Here is a 17490-nt window from a genome sequence, read left to right as displayed (position 1 = left end):
TCCATATTGAAACATGAAAAAAAATATATCTGTTTCAAAGCGACTGAAGAACTTCATAATAGGAAAGACAGCCGTTTTGCAGCGGAGCGACACAGGAGCGTAACTATAAATTGGCAATAGCGATTCTTTTACTTTACAAATACTATTCCAGATATTGAGGATTTATTTGACGGTAAGCCGCACTGTCTGATGCTTTTCTGAGGATTGGCCCGCCATAATCGTAAAATCTCCCGGCTCTACTATTTCCTTAAAATCAGAAGTAAAAAAGGACAATTTATCAGGACTAATTGTAAAAGTAACGGTCTTGATTTCACCGGGAGATAAGCTAATTCTGGTATAGTCTTTAAGTTCCTTAAGGGGCCTGGTCACAGAACTTACCTCGTCCCTGATGTAAAGTTGCACTATTTCATCACCATTACGGTCTCCTGTATTCTTGACATCAAAGGAAACGGTTACATTTTCCCCTCGTTTTATTGAATTTGCCGATAGTTTCGGCTTGGTGTATTCAAATGTAGTATAGCTCAGTCCATGTCCAAATGGATACAGCGGTTTTGGATTTGAAAGATTATATCCCCTGACCCTTGAAGAGGGTTTTTGGTAATAATATACGGGCAGATGGCCTGCTGAGCGGGGTATTGTAATGGTCAATTTGCCTGAGGGATTATTATCGCCAAAAAGCGTTTCTGCCACCGCATAGCCCGTTTCCTGGCCCAGGTACCAGCACTGTACGATCGCCGGGACGGACTCATCGAGATTTTCAAATGCAATAGGGGGGCCGCTAAATACAAAAGCCGCTGTGGGTTTATTTAATGCTTTTAACGCGTTGATCAGATTATTTTGGCCTCCAAGAAGGTCTAAATTGGTAAGGTCCCCTCCAATGCCGGTTGCTACTGCCTCGCGCGATATTTTATCGTTACCTCCAAGCATTAGCACTATGGCATCAGCCCCTTTGGCTACTTCAACTGCTTCAGCAGTCAATTTCGCATTTTCTTCGTTTGTAGGAAGTTTTACCGCGGCATATATCGATTTGGATTTTTGAACACCCAGCCTGCATCCTAGCGCGTAGACAATCTCTACATCATTACCATATTTTTCCTTTATCGCTTGTAATGGGGTAACCTGTACTACCGGTGCTTTTGAGTATCCACCTAATATACACTGATCTGCATTTGGACCGATGATGGCAATCTTTTTATATTTTTTACGGTTGAAGGGCAGCACATTATTTTCATTTTTTAAAAGCACCATGGATTCCCTGGCTGCTTTAAGGGCAGTTTCACGGTGTTTATCACTCCCTACTATATCGGAAGTGCTAAAGTCAATGTAGGGGTGTTCAAAGATTCCTAAAGAAAATTTAAGCTCCAGGACCTGCTGGACAGCCTTATCCACTTCAGCAATAGCGATTTTCCCCTGCTTGATTGCTTTTGGCAACTGCCTGTAGGTTACATTATCCGTTAGTTCCATATCCACACCGGCACGTATTGCCTTAACTGCTGCTTCTAAGGTATCGGCGGCTATATGGTGCATGTCGAAAATTTCCTGGGTTGCATTATAATCTGAGATCACCAGCCCTTTGAACCCCATCTCTTTGCGGAGAACTACAGTGAGTAGCCAAGGGTCTGCATGTGCAGGTATCCCATTAATTTCGTTATAATTTGGCATAATCCCCATTGCATGGCCCTCTTTTATGGCAGCGGCAAAGGGTTTGAAATTCACTTCCCTAAGCTGCCGCTCTGATATTATTATAGGACTGGTATTTCCACCACCCTCTCCATCTCCATGGGCACCAAAGTGCTTTAATACTGATGCTACATGGCTACTGTCCGGTAAGGCCGCGTTACCCTGTAGTGCTTTTACTTTTACGACTCCCATGCGCGCCGTGAGGTAGGGGTCTTCTCCCATGGTCTCCTCAGTACGCCCCCAACGTGGATCGAGGCCCAGGTCGATAACCGGGCCTAACACTGTGTGAGCCCCAACAGCCCTTGCTTCCGCTGCAATAGTTGCAAATACCTCGCTTGTCAGATCCTCATCCCATGAGCTCGACATCCCTAACGAGGACGGGAATAGTGTGCCATTTCTCATCATCATGCCATGGAGGCCTTCCTCGACAAAAACAACGGGAATCCCTAAACGCGTCTGATTAATAAAAAAACGTTGCGTTTGGTTGGTTAGCATTGCCAGTTCTTTGGGTTTCGGATCTTTATCGGGTGTATCGATAGATCCCCCATCACTGGCTCTTAGAATTCCGCCCAGCCCATTCGCATAGCGTAATTTAGCCTGATCCTGGTCAAAAGTGTTATTTGGGAAGATCTTGGTTTTTTTATTAAATGTACATTGAAGCTGCGCAATCTTTTCCTCAAGTGTCATTTTGGAGAGAAGATCTTTTGCTCTTTTTGAAACAGGTTTTCTAAAATCTTCGTAGGCATCCAACTTACCATTTTTATTAAAATCCCGAAACTTAATTTTATCGGATATTATAAAACGCTCTGTAGTGTCATTAACCTGCACTTGCAACACCGTATTCTGCAAGGGCGCATCTCCCTGCCCGGCGTTACAATCTATCTTGCCCGGCCATATATTTTTAAAAAATACGTGCTGTGCATTTAGGCTATATAGTATAGCTAGAAAACCGACAGCAAATAGGCCCCTGCTTTTTAAAGAAGACATTTTTGTCATAGCATAATTGAATTAGAAGTTCGAAGCCCATGCCAAAATTCCTGTGGTAGGCTTATGGTGATATGTTTGTTCCTGAATAAATTTAATTGACTGTAATAGATATTTTTGATTCTTTAATATCTTTACCGCTTGCATGCAATATTATCTTTCCCTTTTTTTCAAAAGGCCTTATAATTGCAAGGCACTTACCCTGAAATGTTGTGCATTTAAAGGATTTAAAACTCCTTACACCCCTGGGGTTCCCATTTGCGACTGCGACAATTTCACCACCACCTTCAATAGAGAATTCGACATCTACCGCAGCTTCAGGGATTACATTGCCCTCATGATCCAGAATTTCCAAAGTTACGTATGAAAGGTCATTACGATTGGCATATATTTTACTGCGGTCAGCATTCAGGCGCAGGTGATGAGGCGCGCCTGTACTCTTTAGTATAATTTCAGCGGTCTCACGGCCATTTTCTACATTTACGGCCTTTAGCACACCTGCTTTGTATGGAACAGTAAATGTGGCAGTGATACTATCCTGTTCGCGCATGATATGTTCCCCAACTACCTCCCCGTTGAGCAGTAGTTTTACAAGCGGGGCCCTGGAAAAGACCCTTACCTCGAAGGGGTTGCCTTCGTGCCCGGCCCAGCTCCAGCTTGGTATTTCGTCAGGCCATCCCCATCGGCTTATGTTTTCAACCTTACCTTCAGGGATTGGTCTGTGCACCTGAATCGCGATGGGCTTGTTTCGCCATACGACATCGCGGTAGTACGATTGTGGCTTTTTTTGTCCTGTGATATCGAGGTCGCCACATCCGGAGGTATAAAATGGCCATCCTAATACGGGCCTTTTTCTTTTTTTTGAGTCGTAGATGGTATTGCCTACAGAGGCTTCACCAATGTATTCAAAAGCAGTCCAGACAAAGTCACCTATTACGTATGGAAACTTTTCGGCCATAGTATAGTTAGCCAGAGCGGCACTTGGCAGTGTTTCTGCACCAACAATTATGCGTTCTGGAAATTTCTTATGGTCAGCTTCATATTTCTGCCATAGGTAATTGTACCCAGCAATGTCCAGCAGTTCGAAGGCCGGAGCCGTAAGGCTCCAATCTTTTCCTTTATTTGCCGGCTCCCAATATTCGCAAAGTGCTTCCGTTACAAAGCGTGTGGGATCAAGCCGCCTAGTTTCTTGTGCAAGTTCTTTTGTAATTCTAAGACCTAAAGTATCCACACGCTCGGTAATCTCATTGCCTATGCTCCACATTATGATACTGGGATGGTTTCTGTCCCTGTAAATCATGGATCTCAAATCGCTTTTCCACCATTCCTTAAAATTCAAATGGTAATCATCTTTCGATTTTGGTATTTCCCACTGATCAAATGCTTCGTTAATTACAAGCATGCCCAAGCGGTCGCAGGCATCAAGAATGATTTTTGAAGGGGGGTTATGGCTCATACGCACCGCATTATAGCCATTTTGTTTCAGCAGTTCTATTTTCCGCTCCTCAGCCCTGTCTATCGCAGCGGCACCTAAAGGACCATTATCATGATGAATACATCCTCCTTTTAAAATAACTTTCTTGCCATTAAGCAGAAAACCGGTTTTGGCATTAGCAGAAATACTGCGGATACCAAAAGGTGTTTCTACTTTGTCGATAACCTTTTTTCCAACCCTTAGTTCTGTAACTGCTTTGTAGAGATATGGCCTGTCAACTGACCATAATTCAGGCCTGTCAACGGTGCAGACGAAGCTGGTATTTCCGGTTCCATTTCCTGTAATCGCGAGGCTTTTAACTTTTTCTGAAACTTTGTTCCCTCCCGTATCGAGTATAGTACAATGAATTGTAATATCTGCCGGAGCACCCCCATAATTATTTACTACAGTTGTCATAGCAATATCGCTACTATTGTTACTTACCCTTGGCGTTGTTATAGCGATTCCCCACGGAGCTACATGCACATAATCCGTTCTGATTAGCGAGACATGCCTGTATAATCCTGAGCCACTATACCAACGGGAATTACTGCCTTCGTTCCTGACACATACAGCCAAGACATTATCCTGACCTTGTGGATTTAAATAGGGCGTGATATCGTAATAAAAAGCGGTGTATCCGTGAGGGTGCCTGCCCAAGTGTTGACCATTGATATATATATCAGAATTATTATAAACACCGTCAAAATAGATGCTGACAATTTTACCCTTATCTAGTTCAGAGGTTTTAAAATGTTTTCTGTACCAACCTGTCCCACCAATTGTGTAACCCGTTGTGAGAGAGTTTGTAGTCCGTTTAAATGGACCAACGACAGAGTCATTTTTCTGTTCGGGAAGGTCTTCTATCGTCCAGTCATGGGGTAACTCAACCTTTTTCCAACTTTTGTCCTGATACGATATTGTTTGAGCATCACTAACTGTTCCTTTGAAAAATAGCCAGTCTTTATCAAAAGTATATTCGCGTATTAGTGTTTTAGATGCTTTCTGTTGCGCATAGCCACACTGGAGGCTGATTGCGGCAAAAATGAACAGTAATTTTTTAATCATCGTTTAGGATATTATTTTGAACTATTTCTTCCAGACAAATTCTGCTTTTTCACACGACTGCGAATTGCCCCCTATATAGACTAGGAAAGTTCCACTTTCCCAATCCCAATTTAAATCGCTATTGAAAAATTTCAATTCTTCCGTAGTGATCGTGAAGTTAACTTTCTTACTTTCTCCGGGCTGCAAAAACACTTTCTGGAAACCTTTCAATTCCTTTACTGCCCTTGATACTGAGGCCACCGGATCAGCTATGTACAACTGCACCGTTTCCTCACCTGCATAACTGCCGCTGTTGGTGATAGTAATACTAGCTGTGAGGTTAGCATTATTTCCTTTGAGCACTGAAGCGTTGAGTGTAATGGCACCGTAAATAAATTTAGTATAACTTAAGCCGTATCCAAAAGGATAGAGGGGGGTGTTGGACTGGTCGATATAGCTTGAAAAAAAGCCTTCAGTCCCTTCGGTGTATGGCCTTCCGGTGTTTTTAGTATTGTAATAAATGGGGATCTGGCCTACGCTGCGTGGAAAGGTCATGGTCAATTTCCCTGTGGGGTTGTACGCCCCGAATAAAATATCTGCAACTGCACTGCCTGCTTCTGTACCTGGGCGCCAAATATCCAGTACCGCATCTGCATACGGTAAATCATCTGCTAATGTCATGGGCCTTCCGTTTACAAGCAGCAGGACAACGGGTTTCCCAATACTTTTTAAGCGCTTTAAGAGTTCACTCTGGCAATTCGGCAACGAGAGATCGGTCCGGCTGCGTGCCTCTCCTGACATGGCACTTGATTCTCCCAGAACAACCACGATCACATCAGCTTGTTTGGCTACATTCATTGCTGCTGCAACTAATTCTTCTTGCAGGGCAGCATCAAATGGTTCTCCTTTTAGTTTTAACCCAGGGTCACCGCTGACCTGTGTACCCTGTACATAGGTAATATCCGGATTTTGTTTTTTAAGTCCTTCATAAATTGTAACGACACTTGGAACATCACCTTTTAAAGTCCAGGAACTAAACATTTCGTTCTGGTTATTTGCGAATGGGCCTATCAGTGCGATTTTCGCGTTTTTTTTCAGGGGGAGGGTAGCCTTATCATTTTTGAGAAGTACGATAGACCTTAAGGTTGCATCTTTTGCGACTTTTCGGTTCTCTTCTGTAAGCGATACAAGATCGGCTTTTGCGGGGTCGTAATTCCTGTAAGGATTAGTGAAGAGGCCTAGCTTATATTTAGCCTCCAAAACCCTTCTACATGCGGCATTAATTTGATCCATGCTCACATGGCCATCCTTTACAGATTGCTTTAGCGAGGCTATTAGCGCCTCACTGACCATATCCATATCTACACCAGCTGTAAGGGATAATTCTGCTGCTTCTTTAAGGTCTGCCGCTACCCCGTGATTCATTAGCTCCTGAATGCCGTTAAAATCACTTACAACAAAACCCTTAAAGCCCCATTCCTTTCGCAATAGGTCGGTTAGCAGCCACTTATTGGAGGTTGCAGGGATGCCTTCAATATCGTTGAACGACACCATGATGCTTCCTGCGCCGGCATCAACCGCTGCCTTGTAAGGGGGCAGGTAATATTGATACATTGTTAGCCTGCTCATGTCCGCTGTATTATAGTCCCGGCCTGCTTCCGGCGCGCCGTAAAGTGCGAAATGTTTTACACACGCAATAAGTGAAGTATCATCGTTTAAGTCACTGCCCTGGTAGCCTTTCACCATAGCCCTGGCAATTAGCGAACCAAGGTAAGGATCCTCACCTGAGCCTTCCATAACCCTTCCCCAGCGTGGGTCCCTGGTAATGTCAACCATGGGCGAAAATGTCCAGTTGTATCCTAATGCAGAGGCTTCCACCGCAGCAATTCTTGCTGTTTTCTCGATGAGTGCAGGATCCCAGGAACATGATAATCCTAATGGTATAGGAAATACTGTTTTAAATCCATGAACAATATCCAAACCTGATAATAGCGGGATTTTCAATCTAGAATTTTCACTGAGGGCGAGCCGCATGTGGATGCTGGAAGGACTCCCATGCAGACCAAAAATATTGCCTGCGGATCCGTCCTTCATTTTATCAGATGCATTCTTAGTAGCAAAAGGCCCGGTCCTGGCGATAGGTGTAACTAAGTTTAGTTGCCCAAGTTTTTCTTCAAGGGTCATATTTTTCAATAACGAGGATACATATGTATCCATTTGTTTCTGAGCATCTTTCTTTAGCTGCCCCTGCATATGAATGGAAAATAGCAACGCTACGACACATGTTAAACGTAGTAGTTTATATTTCATAAAAATCTTTAGAAATAGTGGTTTATATTAAACAGCAATATGGATCGATAAAAAGAGTTGACTATGAAAAAACGCACTCAGCGATGAATATAAATAATGATGATAGCACGAATTATATGCGTTTTATGCTATGGCTATGTCAATACAACGTTATAAAAAACGGGCTGCAAGAGCGGCCCGTTTATTTTTATTCTTTTATCCTGTCAGCTGTCGCATCAAACATATCCATCATGCTGCCACTTGCCTTGTGCTCATTTTCCTTTTCCAGGAATAAGTAGACTTCGTAACCCTGCGATGTAAAATATACTGAAACCGTATCCCCTTTTAGTTCAACCTTATTAAGCTTGCTGACTTCTTTTTTGGTGGCGGGGTCGAGTATGTACCCGCTTGGTTTCCCGTCTTTATCTTCGAAGACAAGAATCATCTTTGCATCACCCTGAGGAGTTCCTTCAACCAAAACATTCCATTTACCGGTAAAAAAATTCTTCGACTGTGCCGAAGCGCTTAGTGAAAGCATAAACATAAAAATGCAGCCAATAAATAATGAAAATCTTTTCATAGTACTAAATCTTAGTTATTAATAGTTAAAATAAAATCGCATAAAAGCTATTCGTTAATATAACGTAAAGATACATTGTTTTTATTAATTTCAAAAATTTTAGTTTAGATTGTCAAAATATCTATACATTTTTACAATAATTTCAATTAAATATGAATATTTAGCCTTGAATTTGATTAAATGTAATTATACATTGTAAAAAATTTAAATATTTCACTAAAACGATAGAGTGTTCAATATTCATGATGTATGCCGTATTTACTTTACAATTATATATCGTACTGCACGTACTATTTTTTTGGCAATAAATTTATTATATAGGAGTATGTATATTCTTCACTATCAAGTCTATATTCTGCGTGGGGCTGTGCACCCCAACTATTGTCACCTCCGAGGCCGCGCTGTGCGGAGTCGATATGTAAAAAGACCTTATTTTCTGGATGGATATCACTGATGTGTTTTAACCTGCCATCTTTGTTCACATCCAAATTTTCGGTTGAAACATTAAGGGCACTAAAGCTAATAGGCTGTGCACCGATAATTTTTAGGCCATTTCCTGATTTATCCATTAGGGAAATATACCTGGCATCCGTCTTATAACCGCACTCCTGTGGACGCACATAATTCCAGTTGAACTGATTGGCCACTGTATCATTATATGCACCAATAAAGGCAGCAGTATTTCTGTCGGAATAGTTTTCAAAAGGACCACGCCCATAATACGATAGATTGCTATAGTCTCCGGATAATTCCATTCGCATGCCAAATCGGGGAAGTTCAGGAAGGTTCATACCTTTTGTATTTATATGTGCGGTTATTTTAATTCCTCCATCAGTCTTTAAGAGATATGTAAGTCGGTAGGGTACGGCAGAATCTGATAATAAATAGTTAACAGTAATTGATAAACCGTCATTGTTCTGCTGATCTACGGAAACACTAACAACCTTGGGGTCTTTATGTGCAAATTTCCAGACTCCCAAATGTTTGTCTGAGTAACTTCCTAAATCATTATCGGTGGGTGCCCTCCAGAAATAAGGGATTGGAAAACTTGTTATTGGTTGTACCTTATCGTTTTTATACTTATAACTTTGGAGAATCCCGCTTTGAAGGTTAAATTCTCCAGTTATTTCGTCCGTTTCAAAAGTTAAGGAACTCTTATCCTGCTTATACCTAAAGCGTCCCTCAACTGACTTTGAAATGTTTTGAGTTTTAAAATAGTTTCCTTTGATAAAAAATTGCTCTTTTGCTACCACATGGTTCAGTGGTACCATATCTGTAGCATTTGCTGTGGTAGCATAAATATTTACAAAGTATTCCCCGATGTTATCCAAATCTTCAAAGGGGAGTATGTTACTTTGAATATTCCTGGGAGCTGCTGTACCTTTAAAATTTCCCTGTTGAATTTTTTCACCATCTTTTATCAGCTCCCATTTAAAATTAAATGCTTCTAGGGAGGTGTCAAAATAACGGTTTTTTGTTGTTAGTACCTTACCGTCCTGCAATTCAAACCTGATATCCTGATACACTTTTTTAACTTCCTCAAGGGCCGGTTCAGGAATCCTGTCGGCGCTAACTAATCCATCGGCACAGCCATTAAGGTCATTTTGAAGGTCGGCTCCACCTAAGTCCCCACCATATGCCCAATAATCACGCCCATTTTCATCCTTTGCTTTGATGCCTTGGTCAGCCCAGTCCCATATACATCCTCCCTGCATATGTGGGCTTGAGTCTACAATGTCAAAGTATTCCTTGAAATTACCTGTGCTGTTTCCCATCGAGTGTGCAAATTCACACATTATGTAAGGCCTGTCAACGGTTGCATTGGCATACTTTATCATCCTTTTGATTGTGGGGTACATTGGCGCGACAATATCAGTATTTTCCTTTTCCCCGGCCTGTTCAAACATCACAACCCTTCCCGGATCCCTTTGGTGCAGCCATTTATAATTATCATAGAACACGGGTCCGTTACCGCATTCATTCCCCATTGACCAGACAATTACTGAGGGATGGTTTTTATTACTCTCTACCATTCTTTTAATGCGGTCTGTCTGGGACGCAAACCATTCTGGGAGGTATGCCGGATGTTTGCTTTTATCAAAGCTGACTTGCAATTCCGCACCCATGCCATGCGTTTCAAGATTTGCTTCATCGATTACATATAAACCGTATTGGTCACACAACTCGTATAAATAAGGGTCGTGCGGATAGTGGCTCATGCGGATTGTATTAATATTGTGTTGCTTCATTAATGCAACATCTTTTAGCATTAATTCCCTATTGGGTACATGCCCATGGACTGGATCATGTTCATGCACATTAACACCGTGCACAATGATAGCATTGCCATTAACCAATAGTTGCGCGTTTTTAATCTCAACACTTCTGAATCCCGTGCGCCCACTAATCGACGCGAAAACTCCTTTACGCGTTTCCCATTTAATTTTATACGTATAAAGTTGAGGGTTTTCCGCACTCCATTTCTGAACATCTTTTAGCGATAGACTAAAATTCATTTCAGTTTCTCCGGCTTTCAATTCTTGCGATATTGTTTTAACAAGTTTGCCCTGCGGATCAGTAAGCTCAAAATCTACTTTACTTAAACGCATAGTGTTTTTTTTAAAGTCTTTAAAATTTACTTTTGCGGTAAGTTTTCCGTTTTGATAACTGTCTGTAAGACCAGCAATCACCTCGTAATCCCAAATACTATGATGCGGTAATGCAATCAGTTGGACATCACGTTCAATACCGCTTAAACGCCAAAAATCCTGATCCTCCAAATAACTTCCATCATGCCAGCGGAATACCTGTACCGCCAGCAGATTTTCTCCATCTTTTAAAAATGGTGTGATATTAAATTCCGCAACGGTTTTTGAGGCCTTGGTCATCCCGGCTTCTTTACCATTGATAAATATAGTAGCGTATCCACTAATTGATCCAAAATGGAGTATGATTTCCTTTTCACTCCAATTGGCAGGGACCTTAAATTTTGTCCTGTAGCTGCCAACCGGATTGTAGCCATTATCTACAAATGGAGGGTTTGCAGGAAATGGGTATTTATAGTTTGTATATATCGGGACGTCATAACCGTGCAGCTCCCAATTTGAAGGCACAGGTATAGTGGCCCATTTAGAATCGTCAAATAATTTCGTATAAAAATCAGCAGGGCGCTTTGCCGGAGTTTTAACCAGGCTAAATTTCCAATCTCCATTAAGACTAATTTGATTTATAAGATTCGAGTCAGTACCGTTACTTTCCTTAATTATAAAACCAGTACGTGCGGTCTCTTTATTTCTTTCAAAAACCTGAGGGTTTTCCCATTCGTTGGACATGGTTTGGGCACTAAGTTGCAAAGTACCCAATAGCAACGAACAAAACATAACTTTCATTAACGGAGTATAATTTCTCATTTACAAATAAAATAGTTGATACGTGAATTGATATAACAAAAAAGTGAACCGGCAAAAAATGGCATCACTTCTCCTTATAGTAAAGAAAATTTAAAAATTTAAGCAGGAAAAACCTTTTAGTTATAATGACGTAAAGATATTTTATTTTCTTGATTTGTCTACTCAAATAGCAATTAAATTAATTAATGGATCAAACTTTACTTTATCCTGACAAAGCATAGTGCGAAACAAGATATTTATAGATTGATCAGGAGCGGGATTTTCAATACTGGTAAATGCCCAGTTCGTTATTTTGACTAAAAAGTCATAAATTTGTTTTATGATCAATAAATCCCACAAGCTTTACCATGTTTATGAGTTTTTTACTCAAAGCAATAAAGATTATTTAAGTAACCTGGCTGTCGATAATGTTATTTTCGGGTATCACGAAAAAGAGCTAAAAGTGCTTCTTATCCGCAATCCCTATATCGAACCGTGGATGCTTCCAGGAGGCTACATCAAAAAAACGGAAAATGTTGAATCAGCTGCAATGCGGGTAGCGGTTCAGCGTACTGGTATTAGTAGTAATCTGTTCCTGAAACAGTTTAAAATATTTAGCGAGCCCGGTCGGAATATTGATCCTCATATCACCCCTGAGGCATTAACTGCCCTTACGGGAATCAAATTTGACCATACACACTGGCTTTTTGATCAAATTGCAACTGTTGGATTTTATACACTTACTGAGTTTTCTAAAGTAGTAATCAATGGCAACACCCAGGATGAGGAAACCTGTTGGTGGGATGTGAATAACCTGCCAGCTCTACTCTATGACCATTCACAGATAATTGCTGAAGCATTGGAAGCATTGCGAAACAATATTTATCACTTTCCAATTGGTTTAGAATTGCTTCCCGAAAAATTTACGTTGCCTGAAATCAGGGTGCTTTACCAGACTATTTTAGGCAAAGAAATGGACGACCGTAACTTTGCAAGAAAATTACTGTCCCAGGATATCATTGTGAAATTAGACGAGGTCAGGTATACCCCTGGCCACAGATCGCCCTACCTGTACGCGTTTAACAAAGCGGCATACAAATCTGCATTAAGTGAAGGTATTTTTATTACCTGATCAACCGGTTTGGACTTTTTAAATGATGAGTCATTTGAAAGAGTCCAAACCAATTTAATCATAAGTATTACTTTAAAAGTTCAAATTTGATTTTCTGGTCGTCAACATGAACGTAAAAAATACCTGGTTCTAAAATTTTATGTCCTTCTTCGTCATAATAGGCAAGATCGCGATTTGGATCAATCTCAAAAGTGTACACAACTTCATTACCTGCCGGGATTTCTTTCTTCTCAAAAAATTTAAGTTCTTTCAAAGGTCTTGATATTGAAGACACCGGATCTGAAATGTACCACAAGACGCTCTCTTTACCTGAAACATCCCCGGTATTGGTAACTTTGACCTGCACTGTAAGTTTTTCTGATGGCTTAATGCGAGGAGATGATAGCGTGGCTTCGCTGTATTTATATGTAGTATAACTTAAACCATGCCCAAACCAGTATAATGGTTCTGTAGGCTTATCTTGATAAGCTCCCAATTTAGCTTCCCTTGCACTTGGACGCATGTTGTAGTAAGTTGGTATTTGTCCAGTTACCAGTGGAAAAGTAATTGCTAGCTTAGCGGATGGGTTAATTCTCCCAGATACAATGCCGGCTACAGGAGTTCCTCCAGCTACACCTGGCTGCCATATTTCCAGTATCGCATCTGAAAATTTCTCCAGTCTTTCCAACTCTATAGGGCGCCCATTAGATAAAATAAGCACAATTGGTTTTCCTGTTTTTTTTAACTCTTCGACCAATTTTTCTTGTATTATCGGCAACGATAACGTAGATCTTGAAGCGTTTTCTCCTGACCAAACTCTTCTTTCACCCAAACATACAACAATGATGTCCGACTGATTTGCTACTTTAATCGCTTCTTCAAACCCCGACTCATCATCGCCGTCAAAATCACAGCCCTTTGCATAGTTTAGCTGTGCTTTATTACTAAACTCTTTTTCCATTCCACTAAATATAGTCTCAACATCAGCTGACTTTGCATATCCACTCCATGATCCCATTAGGTTTTGCTTGTCTTTAGCCATTGGGCCTACAAGTGCAATTTTTTTTAACAGTGGAGAAATAGGTAAAATATTATTCTCATTTTTTAGCAATACTATAGATTCTTCTGCAAGCTTGGCAGCGTTTTTAATACTTTCTGGTTGCAAATAGCGTTTTTCTTTTTCTATTATAGTTGTATATGGGTTTTCAAAAAGTCCTAATCTGAACTTTACTCTTAAGATGCGCGTAACTGCTTCGTCAATTGACTGTATCGATATTTTTTTCTCTGCCAGCAATTCCTTAAAATGTTCTAAATATATGTTATCGATCATATCCATTTCAACACCCGCCAAAAAAGCCTTCATTCCTGCCTCTTTCTTGTCCTGAGCTACGCCCTGATTTATAAGTTGTTCAATTGCATTCCAGTCTGAGACTACAAATCCGTCGTGCTTCCATCGTTTCTTTAATATTTCTGTCAGCGTGTAGTAATTGCTTGTCGCGGGAATTCCACTAATATCATTAAATGAACTCATAACGGTTGCAGCACCAGCATTGATCCCTGCTTCAAATGATGGAAGATAAGTTTCCCATAGCGACTGCTTTGATATATTAGAGTATCGGTAATCACGTCCTCCTTCAGACATTCCATAACCCACATAATGTTTAAGGCATGCAGCTACAGAATAGGGATCGGAAAGGCTTGTCCCCTGATATCCTTGAATTGTTGCTACACCAAAGACAGCGTTCACATAGGGATCTTCACCATATCCTTCTGCCACACGTCCCCATCGAGGATCCCTAGAAACGTCAATCATGGGCGAAAATACCCAGTCAACACCACTAAGCACCGTCTCTTTAGCAGACATGCTACTGTTTGTTTTTACCAAATCTAGGTTCCATGAACATGCCTGTGCCAATGGAATAGGATATAATGTACGGCAACCGTGTATGATATCATATCCAAAAAGTATCGGGATACCTAAACGTGACTCCTCGACTGCCTTTTTTTGTATTTGATTCCTGAATTCAGGGTCACCACCAAAGTATATTAATGAACCGATGCCAGCAGGGATTTCATTACTGGCGGCTCCAATATTATTTATATTTGTGTTAGCCCCTAACTTATACTGGTTTAACTGCAAAATTTTTTCTTCCACGGTCATCCGCTTTAGAAGATCTTTAATGCGTTTCTCTATGGGGATTTCAGCTTGTTTATATAAGGGCTGTTGGGGATAAGCTAATTGAAAACAGCAAAAAGCTAAAAGCGTTAAAAATTTTACCATGGTTATGCTTAGTTGTATTTTTTAAATTAATTAATAATCCTGTAGCAAATTAATATGAATAACAATTCCTCCCGAGTTACTTCAGAAGGAATCGTTAATTCATCTTTATGTAAGATAATGAAATTTTATAGTTGCCTAGAATTTGATATTAACTGTAAATTCTAATGTACGTGGACGAATTGCACCTGCTGCCACTTTCCTGTTTACAAATGGCGTAGCATCTGTAATTTGATCAGCACCCTGTATTGCACCTTTTACACCCTCTTGGTTCAAAAAGTTGGTTACTTGTAATTTGAAATCAATGTTTCTGCTTACACGATAATCAATTCCTCCAAAATTTTCAACCCAACCCTTGTAGAAAAACGCATTGGTCTGGTTAGCATACTGCTTACCAAAATAGCGAAAACTTATCCATGCGCGTAGCTTGTTATCCATAAAAGTATAACTAGGGTCAAATTCCATTAGTACTTTTGAAAGTTCCGGTATAATGTTGTTACTGATGTTATAATTAACACCAAACGCACTATAAGAATAATTTTTATATTTTGGATTTTGCAGGGTTAGGAGATAATGAACATTAAAACCTTTAAAAGGGTTTGCAACGATATCTGTAGTCCATCCAATTGTTTCAATATCATAGAATAGAGGGTTAAATTTTGCCCGCTCTGCAGGATTGGCAGGATTGGTTATATCTGCCGTAGTAGTGTTATTGCTCTTTGATATTTTAGTGACTTTAGAAACAATACTCAAAGCATTGCCATAATTAAAATAAATGCCCCCACCATAATTTATAACTTTTATTGAGCCTTTTAACGCTAAATCGTTGAGAGGGAGAGCGCCCTCTGCCGAACCAGGCTCCGCAATTGGATTACCATTGGCATCTTTGTATCTGTAATCCCAGTAACGGTTATAAAACTCGTTATATGTTATATCACCTAAAAAACCAAATTTATTAGTTGCCTTGATGACTGTACTTGCAATGAAAACTTTGTTCCAATTATTATTAAAATCCTGTTTTATCAGCGGTCTGTCGTTAATGAACTGATTGATATATTGATTATGCTCTTCCTTATCATTTTGCAGTTCAATCCTTGCGCCAAGGCCAAGATCCCACCATTTATTAATAGAGAAATCGTCTGAACCGTAAATGGCGTATTTTTGTACTTTGGTGTGTACATAATCCCCGATACCCGCAGACGGAAGTAAGCCAAAAGCGTTGGTAACCTGATAATTTGTACCGGGCGCTACATTAACGTAGAAGTCTAGTAATCTAGGGTTTGGTTCTACAGTTTGATAATAAACGCCGTTATTAAATTGTATAGGCAAATCGTTGTACTGCTGCGTAAAACCTAAACGCGCTGCGTGTTTACCAAGCTGTTTTGTAAATTCTAGCCTTGTTGTAATTGTTGTAATATCAGATTGTGGTACGAATGTATTGGAAACAAGTTGTACAGATCCGTCATACACCGTATTGCTATTATGAATCTGGAAAATTGAACCGTTTGCCGCCTGTTGGTCTGGGTCCTGGATCTGTAGGCTTATAGGGAACTGTATGGTAAATGGTGCTTTTGCATCCATATACATTGAAGAGTAGGTCATATTTAAACCATTATTGAACTTATGGTTTCCTGTAAGATAAAAAGTATTTGCAATATATTTACTTGCTATATCGCTGTCCATGTTTATCATTCCGGGAGCCCCTGTGTTTGCATCGTAGTAAGGCACATTTCCGTCACCTATTAGGTAACTGTCTTGTCCAAGTTGAAAATTTGGAAGTGGTTCCGTTTTTCCATTACCTTTATATGTTAATGGGTAATATGTACTAAATATTGGCTTGGACACAGAATGTTTCCAAAGCACCCGGATATTTCCGTTTTTATATTTTTTAGAAATACCAGCCTTAAATATCGAAGTACGGTCACCCCATTGCGTGTACATGTAGTTTGTGCCATTGTAGTGGTCATAGTTTTGAAACATACTTACTGTGTAGCCCCAGCCTTTCTCGCCAATGGGACCGGTAAGTGTTGCGTCATATCGGTACGACCCCCAACTATTGGTATAGAAGGAAGCATAGCCGCGAAATTTCTTTCCGGCCTCACGGTCGTAGCTGTTAACAGCATAACCAACTTTACCATAAATCAAAGCACCCTCTGCAAATGATAATAATCCCATTTTACCGAGACTGTTGTCATATCTCCAGACAGTAGTAGGAATTTGTGGCTGGAATGTATATACTACAGGTAGGTCATTTTCCAATATGATTATGTCCCCCTGAAACGGGAGGCCGATATTCACATTCCTGGGGCCGTTGTTGCTATCTGCATTGAGCATCACATTCCTGTTTTTTTCTTCTTTATTTTTTATCAAGGAATCTGACTGCACAACGGTCGTCAGGGAATCCTTGACGGTCTGAGCTACGACAATATTGTTTAGAAACAGTAGACAACCTAAAAACAGAGGAATTTTAAGAGTAATTTTTGTCATTTTTTTTTAATTAGAGAGTTAAGGTTACAGCTAAAAAGCATTGCGTTCTATAGACGTAAAGGTATGAGTATTGTATGGTTTTAAAAATTATTTTGATATAAAAAAGTATTATATCAAAATTTTTATTTAAAAATCATAATAATATATAAAAACAATTAAAATCATTACGTC

At 40.1% G+C, this 17490-nt stretch carries 8 protein-coding genes; 1 reads left to right on the top strand and 7 read right to left on the bottom strand.

The features are described from left to right. Positions 1-162: 162 nt before the first annotated feature. The 5 genes from DYH63_RS14675 to DYH63_RS14655 form a co-directional block, all read right to left on the bottom strand. The gene (locus DYH63_RS14675; protein ID WP_116789508.1) at positions 163-2676 is read right to left on the bottom strand and encodes a glycoside hydrolase family 3 N-terminal domain-containing protein; all 2514 of its coding nucleotides are present in this window, start codon (positions 2674-2676) and stop codon (positions 163-165) included. Between the two features lie 82 nt (positions 2677-2758). Continuing rightward, positions 2759-5206 (bottom strand): glycoside hydrolase family 2 TIM barrel-domain containing protein, encoded by a 2448-nt coding sequence (locus tag DYH63_RS14670; protein ID WP_116789507.1) that lies wholly within the window; start codon positions 5204-5206, stop codon positions 2759-2761. Between the two features lie 21 nt (positions 5207-5227). Further along, positions 5228-7495, bottom strand: a complete 2268-nt coding sequence (gene bglX / locus DYH63_RS14665; protein ID WP_116789506.1) for a beta-glucosidase BglX — start codon at positions 7493-7495, stop codon at positions 5228-5230. 187 nt (positions 7496-7682) lie between these two features. Continuing rightward, positions 7683-8054, bottom strand: coding sequence for a hypothetical protein (locus DYH63_RS14660; protein ID WP_162927045.1), 372 nt, complete (start codon positions 8052-8054; stop codon positions 7683-7685). A gap of 290 nt (positions 8055-8344) precedes the next feature. Continuing rightward, the gene (locus tag DYH63_RS14655) at positions 8345-11386 is read right to left on the bottom strand and encodes a glycoside hydrolase family 2 TIM barrel-domain containing protein (RefSeq protein ID WP_240409018.1); all 3042 of its coding nucleotides are present in this window, start codon (positions 11384-11386) and stop codon (positions 8345-8347) included. 397 nt (positions 11387-11783) lie between these two features. Between DYH63_RS14655 and DYH63_RS14650 the strand changes: the two genes are divergently transcribed. After that, positions 11784-12575 carry an NUDIX hydrolase gene (locus tag DYH63_RS14650; protein WP_116789503.1) on the top strand — a complete coding sequence of 264 codons (792 nt, stop codon included), beginning with the start codon at positions 11784-11786 and terminating at the stop codon, positions 12573-12575. A gap of 67 nt (positions 12576-12642) precedes the next feature. Here the strand turns inward: DYH63_RS14650 and DYH63_RS14645 are convergent, their stop codons facing one another. After that, a complete protein-coding gene (locus DYH63_RS14645) occupies positions 12643-14835 on the bottom strand; it encodes a glycoside hydrolase family 3 N-terminal domain-containing protein (protein WP_205528257.1) in 2193 nt (730 codons plus the stop codon). Between the two features lie 135 nt (positions 14836-14970). Beyond that, positions 14971-17166, bottom strand: a complete 2196-nt coding sequence (locus tag DYH63_RS14640) for a TonB-dependent receptor (RefSeq protein ID WP_162927044.1) — start codon at positions 17164-17166, stop codon at positions 14971-14973. Positions 17167-17490 lie beyond the last annotated feature (324 nt).

The organism is Flavobacterium psychrotrophum, from assembly GCF_003403075.1.
Classification (GTDB): Bacteria; Bacteroidota; Bacteroidia; order Flavobacteriales; family Flavobacteriaceae; genus Flavobacterium; species Flavobacterium psychrotrophum.
This window is presented reverse-complemented; position numbering and strand designations above follow the sequence as displayed.

Excerpts from the sequence above, each read along its gene's own strand:
- DYH63_RS14670 (WP_116789507.1), bottom strand. The coding sequence starts at position 5,206 with ATGATTAAAAAATTACTGTTCATTTTTGCCGCAATCAGCCTCCAGTGT.
- DYH63_RS14655 (WP_240409018.1), bottom strand. The coding sequence starts at position 11,386 with ATGTCCAACGAATGGGAAAACCCTCAGGTTTTTGAAAGAAATAAAGAG.
- DYH63_RS14660 (WP_162927045.1), bottom strand. The coding sequence starts at position 8,054 with ATGAAAAGATTTTCATTATTTATTGGCTGCATTTTTATGTTTATGCTT.
- bglX (WP_116789506.1), bottom strand. The coding sequence starts at position 7,495 with ATGAAATATAAACTACTACGTTTAACATGTGTCGTAGCGTTGCTATTT.
- DYH63_RS14640 (WP_162927044.1), bottom strand. The coding sequence starts at position 17,166 with ATGCTCAATGCAGATAGCAACAACGGCCCCAGGAATGTGAATATCGGC.
- DYH63_RS14675 (WP_116789508.1), bottom strand. The coding sequence starts at position 2,676 with ATGACAAAAATGTCTTCTTTAAAAAGCAGGGGCCTATTTGCTGTCGGT.
- DYH63_RS14645 (WP_205528257.1), bottom strand. The coding sequence starts at position 14,835 with ATGGTAAAATTTTTAACGCTTTTAGCTTTTTGCTGTTTTCAATTAGCT.
- DYH63_RS14650 (WP_116789503.1), top strand. The coding sequence starts at position 11,784 with ATGATCAATAAATCCCACAAGCTTTACCATGTTTATGAGTTTTTTACT.